At 67.8% G+C, this 25,782-nt stretch carries 21 protein-coding genes and 1 pseudogene; 16 read left to right on the plus strand and 6 right to left on the minus strand.

All coding sequences use genetic code 11. From position 1 onward, the window contains the following. The first annotated feature begins 79 nt into the window (after window positions 1–79). Together B7R87_RS17685 and B7R87_RS17690 are read left to right on the plus strand one after the other, a co-directional pair. The gene (locus B7R87_RS17685; RefSeq protein WP_006347709.1) at window positions 80–1,186 is read left to right on the plus strand and encodes an epoxide hydrolase family protein; all 1,107 of its coding nucleotides are present in this window, start codon (window positions 80–82) and stop codon (window positions 1,184–1,186) included. Between the two features lie 24 nt (window positions 1,187–1,210). Next, the gene (locus B7R87_RS17690; RefSeq protein WP_040915267.1) at window positions 1,211–1,903 is read left to right on the plus strand and encodes a M24 family metallopeptidase; all 693 of its coding nucleotides are present in this window, start codon (window positions 1,211–1,213) and stop codon (window positions 1,901–1,903) included. A gap of 20 nt (window positions 1,904–1,923) precedes the next feature. Here B7R87_RS17690 and B7R87_RS17695 read toward each other — a convergent pair whose 3' ends face one another. Next, the gene (locus B7R87_RS17695; RefSeq protein WP_006347707.1) at window positions 1,924–2,685 is read right to left on the minus strand and encodes an HAD hydrolase family protein; all 762 of its coding nucleotides are present in this window, start codon (window positions 2,683–2,685) and stop codon (window positions 1,924–1,926) included. Between the two features lie 1,161 nt (window positions 2,686–3,846). Then, window positions 3,847–4,245: an ATP-binding protein gene (locus B7R87_RS17700; RefSeq protein WP_006347706.1), complete on the minus strand. Its 399-nt coding sequence runs from the start codon at window positions 4,243–4,245 to the stop codon at window positions 3,847–3,849. Between the two features lie 217 nt (window positions 4,246–4,462). On the opposite strand from B7R87_RS17700, the gene B7R87_RS17705 reads away from it, so the two are divergent. The 4 genes from B7R87_RS17705 (at window position 4,463) to B7R87_RS17720 (ending at window position 7,043) form a co-directional block, all read left to right on the plus strand. Beyond that, window positions 4,463–4,777: a putative quinol monooxygenase gene (locus B7R87_RS17705; RefSeq protein ID WP_006347705.1), complete on the plus strand. Its 315-nt coding sequence runs from the start codon at window positions 4,463–4,465 to the stop codon at window positions 4,775–4,777. Next, window positions 4,767–5,993 (plus strand): helix-turn-helix domain-containing protein, encoded by a 1,227-nt coding sequence (locus tag B7R87_RS17710; protein WP_006347704.1) that lies wholly within the window; start codon window positions 4,767–4,769, stop codon window positions 5,991–5,993. The genes B7R87_RS17705 and B7R87_RS17710 overlap by 11 nt, the downstream gene beginning before the upstream one ends. A gap of 320 nt (window positions 5,994–6,313) precedes the next feature. Next, a complete protein-coding gene (locus B7R87_RS17715) occupies window positions 6,314–6,670 on the plus strand; it encodes an SCO3933 family regulatory protein (RefSeq protein WP_006347703.1) in 357 nt (118 codons plus the stop codon). A 181-nt stretch (window positions 6,671–6,851) separates the two neighbouring features. After that, on the plus strand, window positions 6,852–7,043 hold the full coding sequence (locus B7R87_RS17720) for a mobile element transfer protein (RefSeq protein ID WP_006347702.1): 192 nt from the start codon (window positions 6,852–6,854) through the stop codon (window positions 7,041–7,043). Window positions 7,044–7,360: 317 nt separating this feature from the next. Here B7R87_RS17720 and B7R87_RS17725 read toward each other — a convergent pair whose 3' ends face one another. Next, a complete protein-coding gene (locus tag B7R87_RS17725) occupies window positions 7,361–7,828 on the minus strand; it encodes a YxiG-like protein (RefSeq protein WP_006347701.1) in 468 nt (155 codons plus the stop codon). Between the two features lie 767 nt (window positions 7,829–8,595). Here B7R87_RS17725 and B7R87_RS17730 point away from each other — a divergent pair. The 7 genes and pseudogenes from B7R87_RS17730 (at window position 8,596) to B7R87_RS17760 (ending at window position 20,346) form a co-directional block, all read left to right on the plus strand. Beyond that, window positions 8,596–10,764, plus strand: a complete 2,169-nt coding sequence (locus B7R87_RS17730; RefSeq protein WP_006347700.1) for a DNA methyltransferase family protein — start codon at window positions 8,596–8,598, stop codon at window positions 10,762–10,764. Next, window positions 10,751–12,382 (plus strand): type I restriction-modification system subunit M, encoded by a 1,632-nt coding sequence (locus tag B7R87_RS17735; protein ID WP_006347699.1) that lies wholly within the window; start codon window positions 10,751–10,753, stop codon window positions 12,380–12,382. Before B7R87_RS17730 ends, B7R87_RS17735 begins: the two co-directional genes overlap by 14 nt. Next, window positions 12,379–13,548, plus strand: coding sequence for a restriction endonuclease subunit S (locus B7R87_RS17740; protein WP_078902219.1), 1,170 nt, complete (start codon window positions 12,379–12,381; stop codon window positions 13,546–13,548). Before B7R87_RS17735 ends, B7R87_RS17740 begins: the two co-directional genes overlap by 4 nt. Beyond that, window positions 13,545–16,772 (plus strand): type I restriction endonuclease subunit R, encoded by a 3,228-nt coding sequence (locus B7R87_RS17745; protein ID WP_006347697.1) that lies wholly within the window; start codon window positions 13,545–13,547, stop codon window positions 16,770–16,772. The genes B7R87_RS17740 and B7R87_RS17745 overlap by 4 nt, the downstream gene beginning before the upstream one ends. A gap of 233 nt (window positions 16,773–17,005) precedes the next feature. Next, window positions 17,006–17,374, plus strand: a pseudogene (locus tag B7R87_RS17750) (ATP-binding protein); the annotation flags it as partial. A 159-nt stretch (window positions 17,375–17,533) separates the two neighbouring features. After that, window positions 17,534–19,990, plus strand: a complete 2,457-nt coding sequence (locus tag B7R87_RS17755) for an ATP-binding protein (RefSeq protein WP_006347695.1) — start codon at window positions 17,534–17,536, stop codon at window positions 19,988–19,990. Further along, the gene (locus tag B7R87_RS17760) at window positions 19,987–20,346 is read left to right on the plus strand and encodes a hypothetical protein (RefSeq protein WP_006347694.1); all 360 of its coding nucleotides are present in this window, start codon (window positions 19,987–19,989) and stop codon (window positions 20,344–20,346) included. The genes B7R87_RS17755 and B7R87_RS17760 overlap by 4 nt, the downstream gene beginning before the upstream one ends. A 777-nt stretch (window positions 20,347–21,123) precedes the next feature. On the opposite strand, the gene B7R87_RS17765 is transcribed toward B7R87_RS17760, so the two are convergent. The 3 genes from B7R87_RS17765 to B7R87_RS17775 all read right to left on the minus strand — a co-directional run bounded on the left by B7R87_RS17765 (window position 21,124) and on the right by B7R87_RS17775 (window position 24,484). Then, window positions 21,124–21,765, minus strand: a complete 642-nt coding sequence (locus B7R87_RS17765) for a hypothetical protein (RefSeq protein WP_040915285.1) — start codon at window positions 21,763–21,765, stop codon at window positions 21,124–21,126. Between the two features lie 90 nt (window positions 21,766–21,855). Beyond that, window positions 21,856–23,034, minus strand: a complete 1,179-nt coding sequence (locus tag B7R87_RS17770; protein ID WP_040915265.1) for a serine hydrolase domain-containing protein — start codon at window positions 23,032–23,034, stop codon at window positions 21,856–21,858. Between the two features lie 61 nt (window positions 23,035–23,095). After that, entirely contained in the window at window positions 23,096–24,484 is a 1,389-nt protein-coding gene (locus B7R87_RS17775; RefSeq protein ID WP_040915264.1) for a hypothetical protein, read from the minus strand. A gap of 202 nt (window positions 24,485–24,686) precedes the next feature. Here B7R87_RS17775 and B7R87_RS33640 point away from each other — a divergent pair, with 202 nt between their 5' ends. From B7R87_RS33640 to B7R87_RS33130, 3 genes are all read left to right on the plus strand, one after another. After that, on the plus strand, window positions 24,687–25,127 hold the full coding sequence (locus tag B7R87_RS33640) for an ATP-binding protein (protein WP_006347690.1): 441 nt from the start codon (window positions 24,687–24,689) through the stop codon (window positions 25,125–25,127). Then, window positions 25,127–25,429, plus strand: coding sequence for a hypothetical protein (locus B7R87_RS33645; protein ID WP_006347689.1), 303 nt, complete (start codon window positions 25,127–25,129; stop codon window positions 25,427–25,429). Before B7R87_RS33640 ends, B7R87_RS33645 begins: the two co-directional genes overlap by 1 nt. Window positions 25,430–25,564: 135 nt before the next feature. Then, entirely contained in the window at window positions 25,565–25,732 is a 168-nt protein-coding gene (locus tag B7R87_RS33130) for a hypothetical protein (RefSeq protein ID WP_006347688.1), read from the plus strand. Window positions 25,733–25,782: the final 50 nt, after the last annotated feature.

The following is a 25,782-nucleotide window of genomic DNA, read 5'->3' on the forward strand; positions in this document are numbered from 1 at the left end:
ACCTACGATTCCCTGTTACCGTTCAGTCATTGGTTGGGCAAACATTAGCCACCCCAATAAACTCTGGAGTGCAGAGAACATGATCAAGCCGTTCCGCATCGAGATCCCCCAGGCCGACCTCGACGATCTGACCGACCGGCTCGCCCGCACCCGCTGGCCGAACGAGGTCGCCGACGCCGGATGGGACTACGGTTTCCCGCTGGCCCGCCTCAGGGAACTCGCCGAGCACTGGCGCACCCGCTACGACTGGCGCGAGCACGAGAAGAGACTCAACGAACTACCGCACTTCACCACCGAGATCGACGGTCAGAACATCCACTTCGTCCATGTCCGGTCCGCCGACCCCGAAGCCCTCCCGCTGATCCTCACCCACGGCTGGCCCGGCTCGTTCCTGGAGTTCCTCGATGTCATCGAGCCGCTGTCGCGCGACTTCCACCTGGTGATCCCGTCCATCCCGGGCTACGGCTTCTCCGGGCCGACCCATGAACGCGGCTGGGACATCGTCCGTATCGCCCGGGCCTGGGTCGAGCTGATGCACCGGCTCGGGTACGAGCGCTACGGCGCCCAGGGCGGCGACTTCGGCTCCGGCATCTCCACCGCACTCGGCGCGGTGGCACCCGAACAGGTCGTCGGCGTACACGTCAACTACCTGCCGACCCCGCCGGTCCCGGACGCCGGCCTGGAACTGTCCGCGTCGGACGAAGCCCGCCTGGACAAGATCAGAAAGCTGATGGCGAACCGCCCGCCGTACCAGGCTCTCCAGGCCCTCACCCCGCAGACCATCGGCTACGCACTGACCGACTCCCCGGTCGGCCAACTGGCGTGGATTGCGGAACGTTTCGCCCAGTGGACCGACCCCCGCGCCCCGATCGACGACGAGCGGATCCTCACCAACGTCTCGCTGTACTGGCTCACCGCCACCGCGGCCTCCGCCGCCCGCCTCCACCACGACGCTCCGCGCCGGGCCGAACCGTGCCCCGTGCCGATCGGCGTGGCGGTCTTCGCACACGACATCACCCGGCCGGTACGGCCCCTGGCCGAGCTGCGGTACGACATCGGGCACTGGTCGGAGTTCGACCGCGGCGGCCACTTCGCCGCCATGGAAGTGCCCGAACTCCTCGCTGAGGACATCCGGAACTTCTTCCTCACTCGCATCGCGCCGGAGGGGGCGCATGGACCGGAGTGACCCCCGCTGGTTAGGTTCGACCTCATGTCCCATGACGAACCCATGCGTGCAGCGCGTCTGTTGAGTGCCCAGGCGAAGGCGGTACGGCTCTTCGAGACCATCGAGGAACGGGGCCTGATCGCCCCGGGCCAGGGGGAGCGGGCGGTCAGCGACCGTATCCGCGATCTGGCGAACGAACTGTTCGGCACGACCCGGCACTGGCACAAGAGGATCGTCCGCTCGGGACCGAACACCCTCATGCCCTACAAGGAGAATCCGCCGGACCGGGTCATCGGCACGGACGACATCGTCTTCGCGGACTTCGGGCCGATCTTCGAGGAGTACGAGGCGGACTTCGGCCGGACGTTCGTCCTCGGGGACGACCCGGTGAAGCACCGGCTCCGCGCGGATCTGCCGAAGGTCTTCGCAGCGGCCAAGGAGCACTTTGCACAGCACGGTGACATCACGGGCAGAGAGCTCTACGCCGAGGTGTCACGGCTGGCCGACAAGGCCGGCTGGGAACTGGGCGGATGGCACGCGGGGCACCTGGTCGGAGAGTTCCCGCACGAGTCGATCGAGGGTGCGGACATCGAGTCGTACATCGCCCCCGACAACGAAAGCCCCCTCCGCCGCACGGACAAGGCCGGCCGCACCTGCCACTGGATTCTGGAGATCCACCTGGTCCACGGAGAAGGAGAGTTCGGAGGCTTCCACGAGGAACTCCTCACCCTCGGCTGACCATACGCTGCTCAGCGTTGTTACCCGTCTGCCGCCAGCCGGGAAATCTCGGCGGCCACGGCCTCCGGAGTCGGCGCGACGGTGACACGGGCGACCCCGTCCAGGCCGGGATGCGCCCCGACCCGTACCGCATGCCGGGCACCGCGGAGCAGCTCCAGATCGTTGATGTCGTTGCCGAAGGCGTTGTACTCGTCGATCCCCAGCGAGGCCAGCGCCTCCCGCTTCGTCGTCGTACCCGGGGCGAAGTCGATGATGGCCTCGTCGAGGTGGTGGTTCACCGTCATCCCGAGCGCCCGCCCGGCCTCGGCCAGGGCGGCCATATCGGTGGCGTCGACGACCAGGAACTTCACCACGGCGGGCAGCTCGCCCGGCTCGACCCTGCGGGCCAGACCCCCTTGGTCGACACGGCTCAGGATCGGATGCCCGGCGGGCCCGGTGTAGGCGTAGTCCCAGGGCCCGTCGGCCAGATACCCGGCGCGGTACCGCTCGGCCTCTCCCAGGAGCAGCCCCAACTCCTCACCCCCGAAGGCGGCCCGCGCCCGCACCCGGCCACCGACCGACACGAGACTCCCGTTCCCGCCGATCAACGTGGCGGAAGGAAAGGCTCCACCGAGCACGGGCAGCAGATCCCGAACGGGCCGCGCGGAGGCAAACACGAGCTCGTGCCCCGCCCGCTCGCAGTCCCCGATCGCGGAGACGATCCGCTCGTCGATGGAGCGCCCGTCGAAGCAGAGCGTGCCGTCGATGTCGAAAACGGTCGTACGCACGCTGGAACTGGTCACGATCGGATGATATCCACCCCCATCGCGTCCCCAAGGGCCGCCCACCGGCGCTCAAGAACGACCTGCTGGCCGACACCGGACCTGCAGTACGACACGCAGCAACGCCAGAGGACCCTCACCCATCCGGTAAGGGCCCTCTGCCCTGGTACTTCAGCGTCGGGGTGGCGGGATCTGAACCCACGACCTCTCCGTCCCGAAGCAACTTGGGCGAGGGCTCTGCCTGGGGCTGGTGCGCCTCTCACCTGCGTTGATGGCCCCCAGGCGTCCGCGCTTGTCCGCCGTTGTTCGTCGGCGTTGTCACGTGGCTAGACACTCACCGCTCAACGGCCGGTCACGGGCAAGACCGTTGTCAGTAGAGGCTAGAGATGACCTAGTGACCAAGGGGCCTCCAGACTGTCCGCAGGGATGATCTTGGCCCTCGCCAGAATCTCTTCGTCCAGGGCCCGCACAAGGACGCGCAGCTCACGCGCGCTCTTCCTGGGCAGTGCCTGAAGCACTGCTTCGAGGTGCATGCGGAAGCCTGCGCCGTAGCACCCGCACTCTGGGAGGCCGCAATCAGAACCTATGCGTGGGTCTACAAGTTGCCTGAGAGGGCCGTGGGCAAGGACCTTCCAGTGCCAGAAGGCTTCTTCCGTAGCTTCGGGCCAGAAGCGAGTTCGCTCCAGCCGACGCAAGTCGGCTGTGCAGGACCCTGAAAGGTGATCAATCAATGGGTACCTTCGCCGCCTCAGGGGGCGCCCGGGGAGGTCGCCCCGCAGGGCTGATGGGCGCCTACGCGGCATTGCCCCTTCGGTTGTCAGTCATGCGGGCAAGGTACAGAACCAGGCGTCGGGGTGGCTACCGCGTATTCCGGTGGCTGATGCCCCGAGCTTGGGAATCACCGCATCACCGCATCTCTAGGCTTCAGCACTGTTCTGAACTGCGCCTATGGGAGCCAAGGCGTTCCTGGGCAGGCTCCTTGGCGTCCGCTGTTGACTGCTGTTTACCGGCTCATCGGGCACGGATCGGGCACGGCCAACGGGGCCTGCCTTGACGACCGCGTTCATGGCGGCGCGGAACTCGTCCTGGTAGCCCTGCTCGACTTCCGGGCGGAGAGGTCGCTCATCGGAGGGCGGCGTAGTCATGCTGCCTGCCCGGGGAGTGGGGAGCGACCGGCAGGGCTCAGCACGCCTCCGCCTCCGTGGGCTTGGCGCAGAGTTCGGCTGTGATGGTGTGGCCGTGGTGGTCGCCGCTGATGCGGATCTCGGTTGCATAGGCGCTGACCAGGGCCAGGCCCCGGCCTCCGAGCGCGTCATCGTCCGGGTGAGTGATCCGGGGGCGGCTGCTGCTCCCGCCGGAGTCGGTGACCGTGATGGTCGCGGCGGTCTCCGTATAGGTGACGGCCAAGTGGAACCCGCCCCGGCCGCCGCCGCTGTGGGCGATGGCGTTGGTGCCCAGCTCGGTCACGACCAGCAGTGCGTCGTCCGCGCACGGATGAGGGCCGAGGACAGTCCGGGTCCAGCGGCGAGCGCGGCTGACCTCCTGGGGCAGACCGGCGAAGGGGCGTCGATAGGTCGGCACGGTGTGTGTCCTCCATCCCTGATGACCTGCGGGTTCTTACGGCTCTGCGGCCATTCGGCTGACGTGGAGGTTCATGAGCCGTAGAATTAGTACTAGCACCGTACTTGATGTGTGGATACTAAAAGTGCGTGATCGAACTTTTCGTGCGGATGGTTGCCGCATAGCGTTCGCCGTAGGGCGGTGCCTGGCCGTTTCGCCGAGGAGGAAGGAATCCCGGATGTTCGGGCTGATGGTGCGGTTCACGTGCAAGGACGAGGCTGCCGCTGCCGCGTTCGACGAGCTGGTGACGCGGACCGGCGAGCACATTCGTGCGAACGAACCTGGAACGGTGATCTACACCGTCCACCGCGTTGACGGCCGGCCGCTGGAGCGGATCTTCTACGAGCTCTACCGCGACACCGCCGCCTTCGAGGTGCACGAGTCGCAGAACTACGTACGGGAGTTCCTCGAAGAGCGGGATCAGTACCTCTCCTCGACCCAGGTGGACCGCCTGGACTTCGTATCGGGCAAGGGTGTCGACGGTGAGCGCTGAGTACGAGAAGTCCCTCGGGCGGAAGATCGCCTTCAACCGCAAGCGGCGGGGGCTGTCGCAGAAGGAGTTCGCCGGGCTCCTCGGCCGGTCGGAAGCCTGGGTCTCCCAGGTGGAACGCGGCGTCCGCCGTATCGACCGGATGACGGTGCTGGAGAAGGTCGCCGAAGTCCTTGATGTGCCTGTTGCCGAGCTGGCTGCAGAAGCGCCGATCGTGGCGTCCGTCTCCGAGAGTGAGCCTCCTGGGGCGAGCCGACTGCGGCTCGTCCTCAGCTCGGCCCACTCGCTCAAAGCGATTCTCGGGCAGCCCGAACCGCCCGACATCCCCACCCTGCGGGCCGATGTGGAGCGGGCCTGGTCCCTGACGCACGAGGGCAACTACGCGGACCTGGCCGAGCTGCTGGAGGACCTGGTCCCGCGCCTGGAGTCGGCCACCCGTGCGGGCGTCGAAGAGGAGCGTCCCGGACTGTTCCGGCTGCTCGCCGCGATGTACCACACCTGCAGTGCCGCGCTGGCGAACTCGGGTGAGCCGGAGGCCGCGTGGATTGCCGTGGACCGTTCCGTGGTCGCCGCCGAGCGTGCGGGGGACCCGCTGCTGATGGCCGCGGGCGAGTTCCGGCTCTCGATCGTCTTCCTCGGGGCACGTCACTACGAGCAGGCCGCCCGCGTGTCGGGAAGTGCCGCGGACGCCCTCGCGCCACTGGCCGAGGACGGTGAACCCGAAGCCGTCGCGATGCGAGGGGCGCTCACCCTTCAGCGCGCCGTGGCCGCCGGCCGGTTGAACTGCGCGGACGACGCCTACGCCTACCTCCGTCTGGCAAAGGAACTGGCCGCGCAGGTCGGTGACGGGCGCAACGACTACAACACCGAATTCGGACCCACCAATGTGGCGCTCCACGAAGTCGCCGTCGCCGTCGACCTGGGGGACGCCGGGATCGCCCTGCGCGCGGCGGAGGACGTGGACGCCTCCGGACTGTCCTCGGAGCGGCAGGCCCGCTTCGGAATCGACCTCGCCAAGGCGCACGCCCAGCGCCGTCAGATCGACCGGGCCGTCGACTCCCTGGTCAGGGTGCGCGGACTGCTCCCCGAGATGTTCCGCGCCAAGCCCGCCGTCAAGCAGCTGGTGGCCGACCTGCTGGCGATGAGTCCCCTGCCGTCCGATCAGCTTCGGGAGCTCGCGCGGGAGTTGGGCGTACAAGAAGTGCGGACTAGTACCTGAAGTACTAGACGGTACTTCGCGTGCGAGTTACTGTGGTGTGTGTCGGCAGACTCCCTCTCGCATCCGGTGCGTGAGGGTGGGCTGACATGCGAACGCGCTGGTCAGGAAGGCAGACCTGTCCGGCGCGGGAGTGATACGGCCACAGAAACAAATGTGGCCTGAGCGGGAGGCAGCCCACTCAGGCCGGGTGCGTCTTTGGCATCAGCGCTCCTTGAGCGTATCGCGCCCGACCCGACCTATAAGCGGTCAACCTCCCCATGTGTACCACTTGATGATTATTTGCGCCCTCGTGTGGGCGCTGCACAAGGGAGTACATCCAGATGCGTTCCATTCGTGTGGAGACCTCGGCGGCGACGATCCTGCTGACCGAGGCTCCCGAGCCCAAGGTTCGCGACCGGAAGACCGGCGAGATCGCCGAGGACGCTGTCAGCGGTGAGACGTTGATGTCCCTGGGCGTCGTGTACATCGAGGACGGGGAGTCGTCGCTGGTCAAGGTCGTTGTGCCGGAGAGCGGGGTGGCGGAGGGGTCGGCGCTCGGTGCGCCGGTTGCGCTGCCGGGGCTGGTTGCCCTGCCCTGGGAGAGCACGTTCAACGGCCAGCAGCGGCACGGCATTGCCTTCCGAGCCGCCGCCTTCACCCCGGCCGTGTTCCCGGCCTTCGCAGGGGCATCGGCGTGATGATCGACGCTACGGACATGCTGCTCGCAGGCAGCCTCCCCGCCTTATGCGCTGCTGGCGCCGTGTACGCCCGGATGTCGTATCCGGGTCTGTACTGGCCGTCCGCGCTCCGGGCTCGGCTCGGTGTCCCTCAGCCGATGGCCGATGCCATCGCCACCCATCTGCGAGAGGAACGAACACCGTGACCGTTGACCGCCGTTTCCGTAGCGTGGCCCGCATCGGATCCGTTTGGGTGGGGAGCGCGTACGACCACTACGGCCGGGAGAAGCACACCGCTGCCTGTACGGCTCCGCGCTGCGGCTTCTCCGTCGACTATGACTCCCGCGCCGCCGCCGAACTCGCCGCCCGCACCCACCGCTGCCCCGTCCGCTGAAGGAACGTGACCATGGCAGTGAGTCTCCCGCCCGTCTTCGTTCTGGGCGTCGTCACCTGGGCCGCCATCAAATCTCGGCATCCGCCTGTGGGCCGATGCGGGCGCCAACCGTGTGCTGATGCGCCCATGCGATGGTGGAGTCGACCGAGACATCCCGATCGGATCCCGCCCGCTGCAGGGACGTGGTCCGGACCTGCTGGACCAAGCATTTCTTAGGTGCCGTCGGCAGACCACAATCGGTGGCGGGCGTAGACCGTCTTCCAAGGCCCGAACCGTTTAAGCCGGTCACCAGTCACAAATCACATGAACCCTGGTTCTCAGTCCGCGACGAAAGGCGCATATCCGACCGGGAGCTCGCTCACCTCAAGGTCCGAGAAGAGCAGGGTCAGATCGTGCGCGTTGGTCTCGATGTGGACCTCACGGAAGTCGATCCCGACAGCCTTGGACCAGTGGCGGGTGGCCTCCGACTCAGGGCGAAGCTCGGCACCGTACATCTCGTGGTACTTCGCGCCCCAGACATAACTACCGGGGTTGGGATCAGCGGTTTCGCGGTCGAGTAGACGGTCGTCCAGGGAATCCCGCCAGGTATCCGTGGACAGGAACGACTCGCATCGGGCCTCGACGCAGTACCGGAAGAGAAACCGCAGGTAGGTCGGCGGGCTCTGGACGCCGTTCGACGCGTCGACGATGACCTCGTAGTCGCGCATGTAGGGGGTGTATCCGTGGTGCACGACAAGGTGTCCGACGGTCTCGTTCAGCGTCCGCTGAAGTTCTGCGGTGTCCATGTCGCCCTTCTACCTCACTCGGTAAGCCCTTCGACAGCGAGATTCCGAGGCGTTGGGCACCCGTCGCCCGAGAGATCGCCCGGACAAGTCCCTCGACTCCGCACGGCTCCCGGCGGGAGCCTGCTGGTCCGCTGCAACAACCGCCGTACGACCCGGTGCGCGGCATGTGCGGAGGTCTACCGGAAGGCAGATCCGGCCCGTGATCCAGACCGGCGTCGTCGTCATGGACGGCATCTTCGGCACCGACCAGTCGCGGTAGTAACGCGGGAATCGACAGTCACGCAGTTAGACACGCAGCAATGCCAGAGGGCCCTTACCGATTCGGTAAGGGCCCTCTGACCTGGTACTTCAGCGTCGGGGTGGCGGGATTTGAACCCACGACCTCTTCGTCCCGAATGAGGTCCACCCAAGATCCCCACCACCCCGAACGACGTTTCCCCTGGTCAGCGCCGTGGGCTCGAACGGTCTGGGGCAGTCTCAAGAGGGCTCGGTGAGCAGATCGGCTCCCAGCTGGCTCCCAAGCCTCCCGATGTCATCTTGGGAGCCATTAAGCTTGGGGGCGCTCGATAACCCCTGTTATCGAGCGCCCGTAGCGGCTCCAGCGAAGAGCGACCGTAGTTTTTGGATACGCGGGAGGCGGTACTGCCGACGGGGCAGTCAGGTTGTCCTGCGAACAGGATCTTGAAGGGGGGGAGGGCGTCGTGGTTCACCATAGGGTTTCCGTGCCGGGCTCATCTCACCCCTTCGCGGCTGTGCCGTACGTCTCCATGTCCGAGATCGCGACGCTCGCGCGGGTGAAGCGTCCCGTGGTCTCGACGTGGCGGCGACGGTACTCGCATTTCCCGGCACCCGTCGCGGGAAATGCCGGCCGGCCCTTGTTCGACGGCGGGCAAGTGGCGGAGTGGCTGATCTCCTCGGGTCTGGGAAACACCGACCATGCGGAGCTTCGTTCTGATGTGGCCCTCTTCGGCATCGTGGCACTGACGGACCGATTCAGTGGGTGGCAACTCATTGAGGTCCTGGGCAGCCTGCTGTGCCTGCGCAGGCTCGACGGCCGCCCACTGGCCGGTCCTGACGTCGGCGCTGACAACGACGATGACCGGACGCTGTGGGCCGCGGTGATGCACCGAGCTGAGCGGATGGACGCCGAGGACGAGTTCGTCTTGCGCGAGCTGCGCTCAGTCGACGCTGCCGCCGCCCCGCTCGTCCGGTTCGCAGAGGACCTGGCTGACGCCGCCTACAACGAGCGAGGCGCGTACGAACGGCTGCTGGCTGCCCGTGCCCGGCTCGGCGTGGACGCTCTCGCCGCAGATGCCGTGTCCCCCGAGCTTCTGAGCCTGATCACCCAGCTCGCGGACCTGCGTGTCCGCCTGGAACGCGACCAATCGATCACCCTCGCCGACCCGCATGCACGCGCTGGCGACCTGCTTGCCGCGCTGCTGCGCGAGGCCGACGACTGCGAGAACATCACCGCCTTGGCCGCCGAGCCGGACGAGCGCCTGGCCCGCATCGCCCGTCGCCGCTTGCTGCTCGCGGGCGTCGACGAGCTCGCACTCGACGTGCAGACCGGCAACGACCTCGAGGAACGCCTCGCGGACCCCGATCTCATCGTGACTCAGCTCCCGTACCGCCCAGGTGAGGACCGCTCGGCCCTCGCCGCCCTTGAGGGCATCGAGCGCGTGGCCGACCTTCTCGCCTCCGGCTGCACGGCCCTCGTGCTGGGCCCCGCCGACGCCCTCGTCGACGCTCTGCGGGGCACGGAGGAGTCCCAGCTGCGGTCAGAGCTGCTGCGCAGAAATATCGTCGAGGCCGCCATCGCTCTGCCCGGCGGCGTGCTTCCTCACCGTCCCGGCTACCGTCCGGCTCTCTGGGTACTCACCCGCGACCCCGTTTCGGCAGCGGACGGCAAGGTCTTACTCGCCGACATCAGCGCCGTCTCCTTGACCGAAGACGTATGCGCCCGGCTGGCTGAAGACGTACTCCTCTGGCGCGCCGAAGGCTTCCGCGCACTCGACGGCCACGACCCCCGCTACGGACGCGCGGTGGACGTCGCTGTCCTGGACCGTTCCTTCGGCGGCCCGCTGACCCCGCCCGCGCCGCCTGCCTCCGCGATCTGGTCGCGCACGACGACAGAGCGTCCCGCACTTATCGCTGAAGCCGAGGCCTGCCTGGAGCGTGCGGCCGACGAGGCTGGGTCGTACGAGGACACGCACGGTCCGTTCCGCGGGCGCGTGCTGCGCCGCGTCGGCCGGATGCCCCGGCGGACCACTCTCGGCGCGCTCATCGCCGAGGGCAGGGTGAGCAGGCTCAAAGGCCACCGGATCGACGAGGACCATCTCGTCCGGGACGGCCATCACACCGTGCTCGGCCCCGAGGAGATCACCGGGGCCGGCGCCGTCGGGGCGCGGCGCATGGACCGGCTGGTGCTGGCCACCGCGTACGACCGCGTGGCGCTCACCGAGCCGGGGGATGTCGTCTACACGCTTGCGCCGCGACTCGGCCTGTACGTCGACCACGACGGCTTCAGCGTGGTCGCCTTCCCGGCCCGCGTGCTCCGCGTCAACCGCGCCGCCGAACGCCCGCTGACCCCGCGCGTGCTGGCAGCCCTGCTCGGCGTCGCCCGCAACACCGGCCGCAGCCCCAGTGCCGTGCGGGCCGCCCGCCGCATCGAGGACTACCAGCTGCCCGACCTTGACCCAGAGGACGTCGAGCGTTTCGACGCCCTGCTGGCCGAGACCGAGCGCCGGGAGCGGCTGTTGCGCGCGCAGGCCGACGCGCTCGCCGAGGCCAGGAGCCTGACGGTCGCCGGCCTCGCAGACGGCACCCTCACTCTCGACCGAAACGTGAACCAACCACCGTACGCAATGAATACCTTGACCATGGACGAGTTGTCGTCGAGCAGTCACGCAGGAAGAAGGAACGATGCCCCCGCGTAAGCGAGCCGCCGCCGGACAGGGCGAACTGCCCGGCGTCTCCAGCACCAAGGAGATCCAGGACATCCTGTGGAAGGCCGCGGACAAGCTCCGCGGTTCCATGGACGCCGCCCAGTACAAGGAGTTCGTGCTCGGCCTGGTCTTCCTGAAGTACGTCTCCGACGCCTTCCACGAGCGCCGCGAGGAGCTGGCCGCAGACCCGGAGCTGGCGGCCATCCCGGAGCACCGGCGGGCGGCGTTCCTGGAGGAGAAGGACGAGTACACCGAGAAGAACGTCTTCTGGGTGCCCCCGACCGCCCGCTGGGACCACATCAAGGAGAACGCGTCGAGCGCGGAGGGTGGCGTCGGCAAGCTCCTCGACGAGGCCATGGATGAGGTGATGAAGGCCAACAAGACCCTCACCGGCGTCCTCCCCAAGATCTTCAACCGCGACAACGTCGACCAGAAGCGCCTGAAGGAGCTGGTCGACCTCATCAGCGACGCCCGCTTCACGGGCCACGGCGACCGCCCGGCGCAGGACGTGCTCGGCGAGACGTACGAGTACTTCTTGGGGCGGTTCGCGAGGGCGGAGGGCAAGCTCGCTGGCGAGTTCTACACCCCGGCGAGCGTGGTGCGGCTGCTGGTCGAGGTCCTTGAGCCCTACGAGGGCCGGGTGTACGACCCGGCGTGCGGCTCGGGCGGCATGTTCGTGCAGTCGGGCAAATTCGTCGCCAGTCGGCGCGGCAAGGACCACACCCACGACATCGCGGTGTATGGCCAGGAGGCCAACGAGCGTACCTGGCGGCTGGCGAAGATGAACCTCGCCATCCACGGCATGGACCCGAAGGGCGTCGGCGAGCGGTGGGCGGACACCTTCGCCGACGACAAACTGCCTGACCTCAAGGCCGACTTCGTCATGGCCAACCCGCCGTTCAACATGTCCGACTGGGCAAGGAAGTCGGACGACCCCCGCTGGCGGTACGGCGTCCCGCCGCAGTCGAACGCCAACTACGCGTGGCTCCAGCACATCGTCTCGAAGCTGGGGGACCGGGGCAGCGCGGGCGTCGTCCTGTCCAACGGCTCCATGTCCTCGAAGCAGTCGGGCGAGGGCGAGATCCGCGCGGCACTGGTCGCGGCCGACCTGGTGGCCTGCATGGTTGCGCTGCCGGCCAACCTGTTCCGCACGACCGCGATCCCGGCCTGCCTGTGGTTCCTCACGAAGGACAAGTCCCCGCAGGGCACGAAGGCACTGGAGGACCGGCGCAGCCGGGTGCTGTTCATCGACGCGCGGGCCATGGGCACGATGCTCGACCGCACGGAGCGCATCCTCACGGACGCGGACCTGGAGAAGATCTCCGACACGTACCACGCATGGCGCGGCACCAGGTCGGCAAGGGAAAAGGACCTTTCGTACGAGGACGTGGCCGGTTTCTGCTACAGCGCAACGCTGGAGGAGATCGAGAAGCATGACTATGTGCTGACGCCGGGGCGGTACGTGGGGGCGACGGAGATCGAGGACGATCCGGACGCGGAGCCAGTGGAAGACCGCATTGCGCGGCTGACCAAGGAGCTGTTCGAGCATTTGGACGAATCGGCGCGGCTTGACGCGGTGGTACGCGAGCAGTTGGGGAGGGTCGTATGAACGGGTGGCAGGTCCGTGAGCTCGGCGATCTTTGCACAAGAATTACGGTCGGTCACGTGGGCTCCATGGCGTCTCGCTACGTTTCTCATGGAATTCCTTTCCTACGGTCACAGAATGTGAAGCCGGGACGCATTGACGTATCCTCGCTCAAGTATATCGACCAGGGATTCCATGATGAGTTGGTTAAGTCTCAACTGCACGCAGGCGATTTGGTAATCGTTCGCACCGGTGAACCTGGCGTGGCTGCCGTGGTTCCGGATGACATGGGGGCGACTAACTGCTCCGATTTGGTAATCGCGAGGCCCGGTCAGGGCGCTGACGTACGCTTCTTGTGTTATGCGATTAATGAGACTGCCGGAGATTTCATCCGAGCTCATACGGTCGGGGCCGTGCAGCAGCACTTCAATGTTGCTTCAGCGAAAAAGCTCACCCTTGATGTCCCGCCTCTCGCTGAACAGCGGGCAATCGTCGGTTTGCTCGGGGCGCTGGACGACAAGATCGCGGCTAACGACCGTGTCGCGTTTGCGGCGCAGAGCCTGCTGCGAAGTCTGTACGGTTCGGTCGGTGCAGAAACTGGTGCAACACCAATCGGTAAGATCGGGTCCGTCGTCCGCGATCTAGTCAAGCCGGAGATGCTTTCCGGGCGTGAGCCCTATGTGGGTTTGGAGCATATGCCTAGAAAGAGGGTATGGCTGGATACGTGGGGCGATACATCGAAAGTAGCCAGCGCCAAGAACGCTTTCCAGAGCGGGGATGTGCTGTTCGGGAAGCTTCGCCCCTATTTCCACAAGGTTGGACTAGCTCAGACTGCTGGTGTCTGCTCGACTGACATCATCGTGGTTCGGCCGGTGGAAGATGAGTATCGTCCTTGGCTCCTGATGGCATTGTCCAGCGATGAAACTGTCGCACACGCAACGGCGCGAAGTGATGGTACGCGGATGCCCCGTGCGAAGTGGTCCGATCTTGCCGGGTTCGAGGTCTCTTGGCCTGGCCGCGAAGCGGTGAACCGATTCGGAGCGGTTGCCACTCCGTTGATCCAACGGGTTGAGGCTGCCGCCGCCGAGAGCCGCGCCCTCGCAGCGCTCCGCGACACCCTCCTCCCCCAACTCATGTCCGGCAAGCTCCGCGTCCGTGACGCCGAGCGCATCGTGGAGGACGCTGTATGACGACTGTCAACCACCGCGCCAAGCTCGACCGAAAAATGACCGAGTCCACCTGGGAACACCTCGCTATGGACGAGCTAGGCCAACTCGCCTGGGAGGTGAAAGAGGGCAAGGCGATCGCCCCCGGCTCCGGGCACCGCAAGGACTGGGACGACCTGATCCTGCACGACCAGCTCCAGGCGGCCATCGAGCGGCTGAACCCCGAGCTGTCGGCCACCGCCGTCCACGAGGCGCTCCGCATCGCCACCGACCCCGCCTCCACCGAGCCGTACCCGGAGAACAAGCAGGCGCACGCCCACCTCACCGCCGGCGTCCGGTTCACCTACACCGACGAGTTCGGCGCCGAGCAGACGCCCACCGTCCGTCTCGTCGACTTCAACGACCCCGACGCGAACACCTACCTCGCCGTCAACCAGGTCACGGTCCGGGACACCGACGGCCGCCACCGCCGTTTCGACGTCGTCCTCTACGTCAACGGCCTGCCCCTCGCCGCCATCGAGCTGAAGAGCGCCTCCGCCGAGAACGCCACCCTCAAGGACGCGCACGCCCAGCTCCAGACCTACGTCGCCGAGTTCCCCATCGCGTTCCGCTACAACGTCCTGAGCCTGGTCTCGGACGGCATCACCGCGAAGTACGGCACGGTCTTCACCCCGTACGAGCACTTCGCGCCGTGGAACGTCGACCACGACGGCGACCGCGTCGACACCAACGCCCCCGACTACGACGGCCTGGAGGCGCTGAACCTCGCCCTCCACGGACTGTTCACCCAGTCCCGCTTCCTCTCCCTCACCCGCAACTTCGTCAACTTCACGCCCACCGGCAAGCGCATCGCGAAGCCCCACCAGTATTTCGCTGTGACCAAGGCCGTCGAGGCGATCGTCACCGCCTCCCAGAGCAACGGCCAGGCGGGCGTCGTCTGGCACACGCAGGGCGCCGGCAAGTCCGAGGAGATGGTGGAGACCTCCGCCCTCGTCTCGCGCCACCCGGCCTTGAACAACCCCACCGTCGTCGTCGTCACCGACCGCAACGACCTCGACGACCAGCTCTACGACACCTTCCGGGACAGCCAGACCCTCCTCGGGCAGGAGCCCCGCCAGGTCAACACCCGCGAAGAGCTCCGTACCGAGCTGAAGAGCCGTACCGTCGGCGGGATCATCTTCACCACACTGCAGAAGTTCGGTCTCAGCCAGGAGGAGAAGGACTCGGGCGCGGGCCACCCCCTCCTCTCCGAGCGCCGCAACATCCTGGTCGTCGTCGACGAAGCGCACCGCTCGCACTACGACAGCCTCGACGGTTACGCCCGCCACCTGCGCGACGCACTCCCGTACGCCACGCTCATCGCCTTCACGGGCACCCCGATCTCGAAGGCCGACGCCGACACCCGCGCGGTGTTCGGCGAGTACATCGACATCTACGACCTCAAGCGGGCCGTCGACGACGAGGCCACCGTCCGCGTCTTCCACGAGCCGCGTGTCATCGACGTGTCCCTGCCGCCCGACGTCGACCCGTCGACGATCGACGAGCAGGCCAACGCCCTTACCGAGGGCATGGACGACGCCGAGCGCCGCCGCGCCGTGCAATACGCCGCCACCATGAACACGGTCTACGGTGCGCCCGACCGTATAGCGACGCTCGCCGACGATCTGATCTCCCACTGGGAGAAGCGTCGCGAGCTGATGAAGCCGGACATCGGCGGCCCCGGCAAGGCGATGATCGTCTGTGCGACGCGGGAGATCTGCGTCCGGGTGTACGACGCGCTGGCCGAGCGCCGTCCCGAGTGGGCGAGCGGCGAGGTCGACCAGGGCGTCATGAAGATCGTCTTTCACGGGGACCGCACCGACGAGGAGCACCTGCGCAAGCACGCCCTGCTCAAGTCCCAGCAGAAGACCATCCAGGCCCGGGCCAAGAACCCGGAGGACGCGCTCGAACTGCTCATCGTGCACTCGATGCTGCTCACCGGCTACGACGCCCCGCCCATCCATACCCTGTACATGGACCGTCCCATGCGGGGCGCCAACCTGATGCAGGCCCTGGCCCGCGTCAACCGCCGCTTCCGCGGCAAGCAGGACGGTCTCCTCGTCGGATACGCGCCGCTCACCGACAACCTCTCCAAGGCCCTGGAGGAGTACTCGCGCCAGGACCAGCAGGACAAGACGCTCGGTGCGGACATCGATCGGGCCATCACCGAGGTCAAGAACGAACTCGCCACCATCAAGGGCCTGCTGGCCGGCTCGCGCTGGCGGGAACTGCTCGCAGACACCGCCCACCCCGAGCCGCGCAAGCGAGCCCTGCGCCTGACCTCCAACTTCCTGCGCGACCCGAAGACTCCGGGCAACAAGGTGGAACCCGGCACCAAGCCGCTGTCCGTCCGTTTTAAGGACAGTGCCGCTCGCTTGGACCGCTTCTACCGGATCTGCGCGATGAGCAAGGAGATCGCCGAGCGTTGCGAGGACCTAGAGGACTGGCGGCGCGACATCGCCTTCTTCAGTGAGGTGCGCGCCTGGATGATCAAGCTCGACGCCGCCGACCGTGAGGCCACGGGTCAGCCGGTGACCGCTGAGATCCGGCGTTACCTCGAAGCGCTCGCCGCCTCGGTCGTCGACGCGGACGAGATCACCGACCTGTACGAAGAGGCCGGGATCGGGCGGCTGGACATCACCCGCCTCAACGACACCCAGCTGCGGAAGCTGGAGAACTCCGAGACCTCACACCTGGTCACCGAGGCGTTGCGCCGCATGATCGAGCAGAAGATGCGCGAGGTGACGAAGCACAACGTCGTCCGGCACGAGAGTTTCTCCGAGCGGCTGAACGACCTGATGACGCGCTACATGCTCCAACAGCTCACCAGCGCCCAGGCGATTGCCGAACTCGCGGCGCTGGCACGGCAGGTGTCGGACGAGGCCCGTCGCGGTGAGCGCTTCGACCCACCGCTCAACCACGCCGAGCTGGCCTTCTACGACGCGGTCGCCCATCGCGACATGGCCGAGCTGATGGAGGGCGGCGACGACAAGCTCGCGCAGATCGCCCGGGCCCTCGTTGCGGACGTCCGCAAGAACCTGTCCGTCGACTGGCTCTCCCGTGAGCCGGTGCGCGCCAAGCTGCGCACCCGCATCCGCCGGGTCTTGGCCATGTTCGACTACCCGCCCGAGGAGGAGCTGGAGGCCATCGACCTGGTCCTCAAGCAGATGGAGACCTTCGCGGCCCAGTGGGCACCCGGCGCCAAGTAGTCCTCAGCAGGCGGGCCGCCATGCGGCCTGCCCGCCTGTTGAGGTCGGGGATCAGTCCCGCACGTGCGAGTTGAACGGAGGTGCCGCCGTCGCGGCAGCCCGACGTCCCGGCCAAGTGCGCACAAGACACGCGAGACGCAAGCAGCGGCGCGGCCGCTCGGCGAGGAAGCGTGCGACCCAGGGGAGGAAACCGGGTCCGCACAGGAGGAGTTTGCCGCGTAGTTCACCTCGAACCCCGAGGTGCGCATCTCGCTCTGCGGCTCGCAGTGCGGGTCCTGGAGGAGTGGGGGCATCCGCCTGCCTCGGACGGCTCCTGCACCGTCGCCCTGTTGGTGGCGGAGCTCGCCGCCAACGCCGTACGCCACGGGCGTGTGCCAGGGCTCGACTTCCGGCTTCGCCTGACCTCTGATGCGCGGCGGCGTCTGATCCGTATCGAGGCGGGGGACGCGTCCTCGGACTGGCCCCCGGCCCCTGCGCCGTCCCCCGACGATGAGGCCGTGCGCGGCCTGCTTCTCGTGGACGTGCTGGCCACCCGCTGGGGTGTGACGCCCCGTGTTCCGATCGGCAAGGTCGTCTGGTCGGAAGTGGCGGTGGAGCCCTGAGGGCTTCGACTGAACGCTACCCTGCTTCATGTCGACCAGTTACTGATAACGGGAGTTATCGGTGAATCAATAGGTCGAAGCCATCCAGTCTTCCTACTGTTCCTTTACACCGAGCCCCCACGAAGCGGCGGGCCGGACACCGGAGCAGAGGAGCTGACCGTGACGGCACACCCCGCGCAGAGCACTCACGCTGAAGAATCCGCACCGTCGGCAGAAGCCGAGGACCCGCAGACGCTCTCCGGCCTCCTGGAGACCCGCCTCGCCGCCTCGGTGCTCTCCGACGCGACGAAGGCGATGCTCCGGGAGGCGCTGGGAGACGTCGAAGGGGCAGCCGCGGCCACCGCGCCTCGCCGCGTCTATCTGGACTCCGTCTCCGTCGCCGGCTTCCGGGGCATCGGCCCCAAGGCGTGGCTCTCCCTCGCCCCCAAGCCCGGCGTCACCCTTGTCGTCGGACGCAACGGCTCCGGCAAGTCCAGCTTCGCCGAGGCCATCGAGACGGCGTTCACCGGGAAGAGCGCCCGGTGGGACGGGCTCAACCCCGTGTACCGCAGCAACTGGCGCAACCTGCACGACGGTGCGGCGCCGAAGATCGAAGTCAAGCTGTGCGAGGAAGGAGACACCAAGCCCAGCACCCTGACCTGCACCTGGGCGGGGGACGATGTCACGCTGCCCGACATCGAGTTCAAGCGTCCGGGGCACGGGCGCGGCGCCTTCGGCGAGGCGGGCTGGCAGCAGCCGCTGACCGACTACCGCCCGTTCCTGTCGTACTCCGACCTCGACCGGATGATCAGTGGGAAGCCCAGTCAGATGTACGACGCGGTCGCCAAGATCCTCGGTCTGGGCAAGCTGACTGGCGCCGACGACCTGCTCCAGCTCCTGGAGAAGGAGCTGAACACCGCGCTGAAGAGCGCTGAAGCGGAGCTGCCGGGGCTGGTCGAGATGCTGTCCGGTCTGGAGGACCCCCGGGCGGATGCGGCGATCGCGGCTCTCGGCCGGACCGGAGCCCCCGACTTCGACGCGCTGACCGTGCTGGTGGAGGGCCTGCCCACCGCCGACGCCGGCCACCTCGACGGGCTGCGCGCCGCCGCTGCCCTGACCGGACCCGACCTCGACGAGGTCGGCCCGGCGGTGGACCGTCTGCGCGAGGCCGTCGCCGTCCTGGGCGACGTGTGCGCATCGGGCGCCGAGGACGCTCACCAGCGCGCCGAACTGCTGGCCAAGGCCCTGGACCACAGCCGCCGTCACCCCGGCGAGGAAGTCTGTCCCGTCTGCGGCTCGGCCCGGCTGCTGGACGAGGCCTGGGCAGAGCGTGCGGCCGACCAGATCGCCGTCCTTCGGCAGGAGGCCGCCGCCGCCGAGGAAGCGCGGAGCGCCCTGCGCCGCTCTGTGGATGCCGTGAGGTACCTCGTTACCCAGGCCCCCAACTGGCTTCCGGCCGCGCTGGTCGATCCGTGGGAGGAGTGGACGGCCTGTCGCGGGATCGCCGATCCCGAGCAGCTCGCCGGGCGGGCCGAGAACAGCGCCCTCGTCCTGGCCGACGCTTGCGCCGTCCTCAGGGAGGAGGCAGTCCTGGAACTGGAGAAGCTGGACGAGGGCTGGCGCCGGTGCGTCGCGCGGCTCGCGGGCTGGCTCGACCGGGCGCGTACCGCCCATGCCGGAAAGCCCCGGCTGCGCCAGGTGAAGGCGGCCCGCAAGTGGCTCAAGGATGTCGGCGGGGAGCTGCGGGAGGAGCAGCTGCGGCCCTTCGCCGACCACACACAGAGGATCTGGGAGCAGCTGCGGCAGCAGAGCAACGTCGACCTGCGGTCCGTGCGCCTGAACGGCACCGAGAAGGCCTCCATGCGCAAGCTCGTGATGGACGTGTGCGTGGACGGTACGGAGGCGTCGGCCCTCGGGGTCATGAGCCAGGGGGAGCTGCACTCCCTCGCGCTGTCACTCTTCCTGCCCCGCGCCGCCGCGCCGGACAGCCCGTTCGGCTTCGTGGTGATCGACGACCCGGTGCAGTCCATGGACCCGGCGAAGGTCCACGGCCTCGCGAAGGTCCTGCACGACCTCGGCCAGAGCCGGCAGGTCGTGGTCTTCACCCACGACACCAGGCTGCAGCGTGCCTTCCACGACCAGGAGCTCGCCGTGACGGTGCTCCAGGTCGAGCGGGGTGACCGGTCCATGGTCAAGGTCGAGCGGGAGACCGATCCGGTCGCCCAGGCGCTGAAGGACGCGCGGGCCCTCGCGAGCACGACGGACCTCCCGGCCGTGGCGATGACCCATGTCCTGCCCGGCATCTGCCGGACCGTGCTGGAGCGCGCGTTCACCGAGGCCGCCTGGCTGCGTATGCACCGGGCCGGCATCGCGGAACACGAAGCACAGGCCGCGATCACCGACGCGAACACGCTGAGGGAGATCGCCGCTCTGGGGCTGTTCGGTGACGCGTCCAGGGCGGGGGACATCTACCGGGAGCTGAGCAGGCGCTGCGGGCCGCAGGCCGTGGGACTCGTCAGGCAGTGCCAGGAGGGTGCACATCCCACGGGCGCTTCCATGCCGGCCCCGCACCGGTTCGTGGACGCCATCGCAGTCATTGCCGAGAACGTACGGAAGCCGGAGGACTCGACGCCGTGAACGCCACTATCCCCCTGTTGCTCGCGACCGCCGACCGGCTCCTCACCGACCCGCCCGCCGCGATGGCGGCGGGCAGGTTCCGAGGAGCCGCCTTCGCCCTCCGGACCGCACTGGAGATCGCGGTCTCCGACGCGCTGCTGGCCGCGACGCCCGCAGTCCGGGCCAGGTCCACGCGAGCGAAGCTCCTCTGCCTGCGCTGCTGCACCGAAGCCGAGACTGCCCGACGGGCCAAGGCCGTATGGAAGCTTCTCTGCCTGGGCTGCCATTACCACCACTACGAGATCGGCCCTACCGCGAGCCAGCTGGCGCTCTGGCGGAGCGAAGCCAATCTCGTTGTCGCCCGATTGGGGAATTGAGTCAGTCTTTGCACACCGATTTCTGCTAATCCTATGACCGGGGTTCCGGGCGCCAGCCCGTCGTAGCGCCAGTATGGCGAACCGCTGCTTGCGGCGGGACCAGGCTGACTGGCTGAGCGTGTGGCAGATGCTCGGATGCCCTGACGACGGCCGGTTGCGTTTCCTGCGGGATCTTGCCCAGAGCATTCGCGACATCGAAGGGCCCCATTGCGAATGGTGGGCCCTCCGACATCGTGGCCGGTGAGGTACTGGCGGAGGGTGCGAGATTCGAACTCGTGAGGGGTTGCTCCCAACACGCTTTCCAAATGTTCATACGGGGGTTCGGCGGGGTTCGTACTTGTCCTGACCTGCGGCGGAGTGGTCATGCCAACCCCATCCGGACGGCTCCGGCCAGGGGGCGAATGAGCCCAGAACTGAGACCGCTCGACCGTTGTTTACCCGCCTTCCGGGCCAGGTCGGGCAGGCCTCACATGATCACAAAATGCGGCTTCTGAGCTGCTGACTTTGATCTCGGCGGTCACGACCATGGAGATGAAACGCAATCTGCGGGAGGTGGCGAGTGCGCTGGTTCACCGTCCTGGCAGGGGCTATCGCCGCCACTGGGCTCGTGAGGTGTCTGCTCGTGCAAGTCCGGAAGCTGATCATGGCGGTGGCTGAGGTCATCCGGTCGTGGCGTGAGGTCTGGAGGCTGCTGAGGCGCCGGTAGATCAGCCCGCTCGGCCAGAGACGGGTGGAGCCTGTGGGCGGCGCGGGGCCACACTGGTTGAGCGGGCCGGATCAGGCGTCCGCTTGGAGCCTGCTGCGGGGTACAGACGGTGTCGGGGAGGGCCTCCAGCCGCAACCGGCCATCGCCTCCGCCAGGCCGGAGAAGCCGGTCTGTACGGGTTCCAGCCGCTGGAGGCCAGCGAGACTGATCGTCTTCTGGGTGGGGCACCGCTCGTCCAGCACCCGGGTGGGCAGGACATAGAAGGTCCACTGCGTGAGGTCGAGGGGGTCCAGGCTCTGCTTGTCCTGATGGTGCAGCAGGCAGAAGACATACGCGTCCGAGCGGCGGAGGACCTCGGGCGACATCGTGCCCGTCGTGGCGTCCCACCCGGTGGAGGGAGCGATGGAGAAGGAGATCTTCGACAGAGCCTTCTGAGCCCAGGACTGCAGAAAGGCGGCCGACTTCACCTCGACCCGGCACCCCTCGGGGCTGCGGATGTCAACCGTGTCCCATTCGACACGGGTGCCGTCGACGGAGCCCAGCGCGGTGCCGACGATGTACTCGGCCAGGACTCCGCGCATGGTGTTGCCCACCAGATCGGAGCAGGCCCACTGCCAGAAGTCACCGAGCGTCCCCACGGCACCGCCACCGGCTCGCAGGGGGTCGCTGCCGCTTCGCCTCAGAGCGGTCAGCGGGCCGAGACGGACGTTCATGGGTTCCTCCAGTGCGGCGAGGGGCATCGCAGACGCGGGCAGCGCTGGTAATGGGCGGGTTCGGTGGACGGGTTGGGACAGCTTCGGCTTTCACTGCATTCCCAGTGACTTATGCACCGCGTTGGTCAGGGCCGTCGCTCGCATGTCGTCCGAGCCGCTGATGATGTGGTTCATGACGTAGCCGAAGGCGATGACGTGTTCCGGGTCGGCGAAGCCGAGTGAGCCCCCGCGGCCCGTGTGACCGAAGGCGGCAGAGCCGGTCATAGGAATGGCGGCGGTGGGCAGCATGAATCCCGAGGTAAAGCGGCTCGGGACCACCATGACCTGGTCCCGCCCGTGGGCCTGCTCCTCGGTCGCCAAGGCCAGCGTCTCTGGGGTGAGCAGACGGACCCCGTCCACCTCGCCGATCAGCGCGGCGTACATGCGCGCCAGCGCGTGCGCGGTGCCGATGCCGTTGGACGAGGGGAGTTCCGCGGCCTGGACCTCGGGGGAGTCGAAGTCGATGTTCGCCGGGTCGGTGACCGCGAACGCTCTGTTGCTGAGCGAGTTCGGGTCGCGCCAGGCGGCGACGAGGTCGCGCAGGTCCTCGGGGACCGACTCCTCGGGCACGGTGGTGAGGTCGACGTCCGGCTTCCGGTACACCATGCGGCTGACCCGGTCGCGTTCACCGGGCGGCAGCCCGATGAAGAAGTCCAGCCCCAGCGGCCTGGCGATCTCCTCGGTGAAGAAGCGGCCCGGCGTGCGGCCGGACACCCGGCGGATTACCTCGCCGACCAACCAGCCCCAGGTCCTGCCGTGGTATCCGTGTGCTGTTCCCGGTGTCCACTGGGGGCGCTGGGCGGCCAGGGCTGCCGTCATGGGGTGCCAGGCCAGTGCCTCGTCCAGCGGCACCGGCTCGTCGAGAGCGACCAGGCCGGCTTGGTGGGAGAGCAGCCAACGCACCGGGATCTCCGCCTTGCCGTTCGCGGCGAACTCTGGCCAGTACTCGGCCACTGGGGCATCCAGGTCCAGCTCGCCCCGCTGGGCCAGCAGATGCGCCGCCGTGGCGGTCGCTCCCTTGGTCGCCGAGTAGACGAGTTGAAGGGTGTCCCGCTCCCACGGGCGGCCGGTGTCCGGATCGGCGACCCCGGCCCACAGGTCCACCACGGGGCGGCCGTCCTGGTAGACGCAGACCGCCGCGCCGATCTCCTCGCGCCGGGCGAAGTTTGCCGCGAACGCCTCCAGTACCGGTTCGAACCCTGCCGCGACCTCACCGTTGATCACCGTCATACCGCCCATCCTGGCACTCACGGACGCTCACTCCGAGGGGCAAGTTCCTGAGCAGGGAAGATCAGGCCGCCACGGGTACCGCCTGGAGGCGCTCGCGGAATTCCCGTACGGACGGGACGGCCCGATGGGGTTCGAGCTGCAAGGAGAACTCCTTCAACCGGTCCAATGCCCGCACCGAGCTGACCTTGTCCTCCAGCAGCGCCGCACCGTAGTTCGCGGCGTCCAGTGCCCCGTCCAGATCGCCACCCGCCAGCCGGGCCTCTGCCAGTCGGCTGGAACGGACGGCCTTGTCCCGGGGCGCCGCCCGCTCGACAGAGGTCACCAGCGAACGCGTCGCTCGCTCCACATGCCCCGCGCGGAGCAGCACCTTGCCCTCCGTCGATTTCACCTGCGCTTCGCCGAACCAGTCGAGCCAGTCCGGCGCGTCCCCCGCCGTCTGGCGCTCCCAGAGGGAAGCGGCACGGTTGAGGGCTGTGCCGGCCCTCTGGTGATCACCGTCGCGTGACAGCGCCTCGGCCTTGTGCAGGTAGAGGAAGCACCGAGTGGAGGGAGACAGCGCGCGGGGAGCGTTGTCGATGCCGGTCGAGATCAGGTCGACCCGCTCGGCCGTGCGTCCGGCTTCGGAGACGTGGACGCCCATCTCGGCCAGGATGAAGGCACCGAAGGCGTCGTCTCCGCCGGTACGGGCGCTGCGCAGCGCGCCGACGTAGTACCGCTGGCCTGCGGACCGCAGGCCAGCGTCGTACGCCATCCAGCCTGTCAGGTGCGAGGTCCGGGCGGCCAGCGCGTACAGGCGGACCCGGATGTCGTCCGTGTACCGGCCGCCGCTGAGCAGGCCCGTGACCAGGGAGAGGTCGCCTCGGGCCTGTTCCAGGAGCCGGGCACCCCCCAGCTGATCATCGAGGGTGCGAAGGGTGCTGACGCGCTGCTCGATCATCGAGACCATCACGTCGGTGACGCGGTCTCCGTTGATCGCCGAGGCGAATGCGGAGGGTGCTTCGACCCAGCTCGACGCGAGCCCTGTCAAGGTAGCGCCGGTGATGGTGAGAAAGCCTCGTCGATCCAACCGTCCACTCCCCACGAGATCGGCCAAAGCCTCGATGGTGCCGGCCTCGGTCCAAGGCGCGGTGAGCCCCGTCACTTCCCAGACCGGAAGCCACCGAGGCCAGCCCTCCGCCCGCGCCCGTTCATACGGAACGGACAGCAGATCGCTGAGCACGCGCTGAGCGTCCGCGTCCGGTTCCTGACCCTGCTCCCACTTCCAGACAGTCGTGCGATTCGTCGCCAGAGGGATACCGAGCAGCTTGCCACGCGCCTGCATGAGGCGGGCGAACTCGGCCTTCCCCCATCCGCGCGACTGACGGACGAAGGTCAAAGGGTGGACAGCTAAGGACTCACCGGGCACGTCATCACTCCTGTCGTATCCCAACAGGGCGGCCGGGCACTGCATTCCACCCCTACGTACGAGGGTGGCGTCCCCTGGAGAAACCCCCCAGAAACGTTCCGCACCCGAGGGGCCCGGTCGTTGACTGGACCTCAGTCGTCCTCGGGCTGGGCTCGCAACTTCGCCCTTGGACGGACATCAGATCGACGGCTTCGCTCGCGTTCCTGTCCTGGCGGAGCCGCCTTCCAACACTGTGGAGGCATCCACCATGTCCTCGCTCGCCACCCGTCTCGTCCTCATGGGCAGGGAAGAGGAGGTCTCCATGGCCCGGCGCTCGGTCGTGGAGCGGGTCCGCGCGTGGGGCTCCATGGACGAAGAGACGACCGAGACGATCCGCCTCATCATCTCTGAACTGGTCAGCAACGCTGTGGTTCATGGCGAGGGACCTGTCACGATCACCGTTCTCGGGCGTCCCAGCGGCCTGCTGATCGACGTGCGAGACGGCAACCACGAGGCTCCCCGGACAGGGAGCTTCGGCACCGAGAACGAACACGGCCGGGGCCTGGCCCTGGTGGACGCCCTTGCGGTGCGGTCGGGATGGGAGCCGCTCGGGCGCGGCAAGCGGGTCTGGGCCGAGGTCGCACTTTCAGAACTGAGATCGGTTGGTCCTCGGACGCCGTCTGAGCCCCAGCTTTGCCCGGCCGTCTGATGTATCCGCTTCGCCCGTCGCCTCTTCCCGACCCGGACATCGTCTTCCGGCCCACCCGCCGAGACATTGACCCGAGCACGGGGGAGCCCACCGCCCACGCCCTGTGGGATCGCCAAGAGTGGCAGCCGTACGGCGAGTGCTGGCTGTGGTGCGGACGGCAGAACGTCGAGGTGACGTGGATCGGCCCGGTCCGGTCCAGCGGAATGCACGCCTCCCTGTACGCCTGCCGGGCCTGTCTGTACGAGCTTGATCAGCGGGTCCTGGAGGCCAACATCCGCTGGGACGCCCGCCCCGCCCGCTGACGCCCTGACGAGGTCTCCGAACCTCCGGCTACCCGTGCTCTATGTCATCCGCACCCAGCACCACCAACAGGGGTGCGGCCCCAACCTCCACCGGAATGCCGGCGGGAGGAACCCAAGAGGAAGGAGAACAACGAGGTGGCAGAGAACACGACACCGTCGTCGGCCCGGAAGGGCCTCCTGGTGGCGGTCGAGGAGCTGACCTCCGTCCACGACCGGTACGACAGCCTCCGGTCGGACAACGCCGGTAGCTCCGGCGACTCGCCGTGGCCCGGAGGCGACGGCAACCTGCACGACAGCGAGTAGCGGGCGGCGGTGGGGTCCGTGGTTCTGCCCGCGGACCCCACCGCTCCCTA

The organism is Streptomyces tsukubensis (assembly GCF_003932715.1).
GTDB classification, from domain to species: Bacteria; Actinomycetota; Actinomycetes; order Streptomycetales; family Streptomycetaceae; genus Streptomyces; species Streptomyces tsukubensis.

What these genes read in the sequence shown, in the direction of transcription:
- B7R87_RS17685 (WP_006347709.1), top strand. Translation starts at nt 80, where the DNA reads ATGATCAAGCCGTTCCGCATCGAGATCCCCCAGGCCGACCTCGACGAT.
- B7R87_RS17730 (WP_006347700.1), top strand. Translation starts at nt 8,596, where the DNA reads ATGTCCGAGATCGCGACGCTCGCGCGGGTGAAGCGTCCCGTGGTCTCG.
- B7R87_RS17705 (WP_006347705.1), top strand. Translation starts at nt 4,463, where the DNA reads ATGTTCGGGCTGATGGTGCGGTTCACGTGCAAGGACGAGGCTGCCGCT.
- B7R87_RS17745 (WP_006347697.1), top strand. Translation starts at nt 13,545, where the DNA reads ATGACGACTGTCAACCACCGCGCCAAGCTCGACCGAAAAATGACCGAG.
- B7R87_RS17765 (WP_040915285.1), bottom strand. Translation starts at nt 21,765, where the DNA reads ATGAACGTCCGTCTCGGCCCGCTGACCGCTCTGAGGCGAAGCGGCAGC.
- B7R87_RS33640 (WP_006347690.1), top strand. Translation starts at nt 24,687, where the DNA reads ATGTCCTCGCTCGCCACCCGTCTCGTCCTCATGGGCAGGGAAGAGGAG.
- B7R87_RS17740 (WP_078902219.1), top strand. Translation starts at nt 12,379, where the DNA reads ATGAACGGGTGGCAGGTCCGTGAGCTCGGCGATCTTTGCACAAGAATT.
- B7R87_RS17725 (WP_006347701.1), bottom strand. Translation starts at nt 7,828, where the DNA reads ATGGACACCGCAGAACTTCAGCGGACGCTGAACGAGACCGTCGGACAC.
- B7R87_RS17690 (WP_040915267.1), top strand. Translation starts at nt 1,211, where the DNA reads ATGTCCCATGACGAACCCATGCGTGCAGCGCGTCTGTTGAGTGCCCAG.
- B7R87_RS17715 (WP_006347703.1), top strand. Translation starts at nt 6,314, where the DNA reads ATGCGTTCCATTCGTGTGGAGACCTCGGCGGCGACGATCCTGCTGACC.
- B7R87_RS17735 (WP_006347699.1), top strand. Translation starts at nt 10,751, where the DNA reads ATGCCCCCGCGTAAGCGAGCCGCCGCCGGACAGGGCGAACTGCCCGGC.
- B7R87_RS17770 (WP_040915265.1), bottom strand. Translation starts at nt 23,034, where the DNA reads ATGACGGTGATCAACGGTGAGGTCGCGGCAGGGTTCGAACCGGTACTG.
- B7R87_RS33645 (WP_006347689.1), top strand. Translation starts at nt 25,127, where the DNA reads ATGTATCCGCTTCGCCCGTCGCCTCTTCCCGACCCGGACATCGTCTTC.
- B7R87_RS17775 (WP_040915264.1), bottom strand. Translation starts at nt 24,484, where the DNA reads ATGCAGTGCCCGGCCGCCCTGTTGGGATACGACAGGAGTGATGACGTG.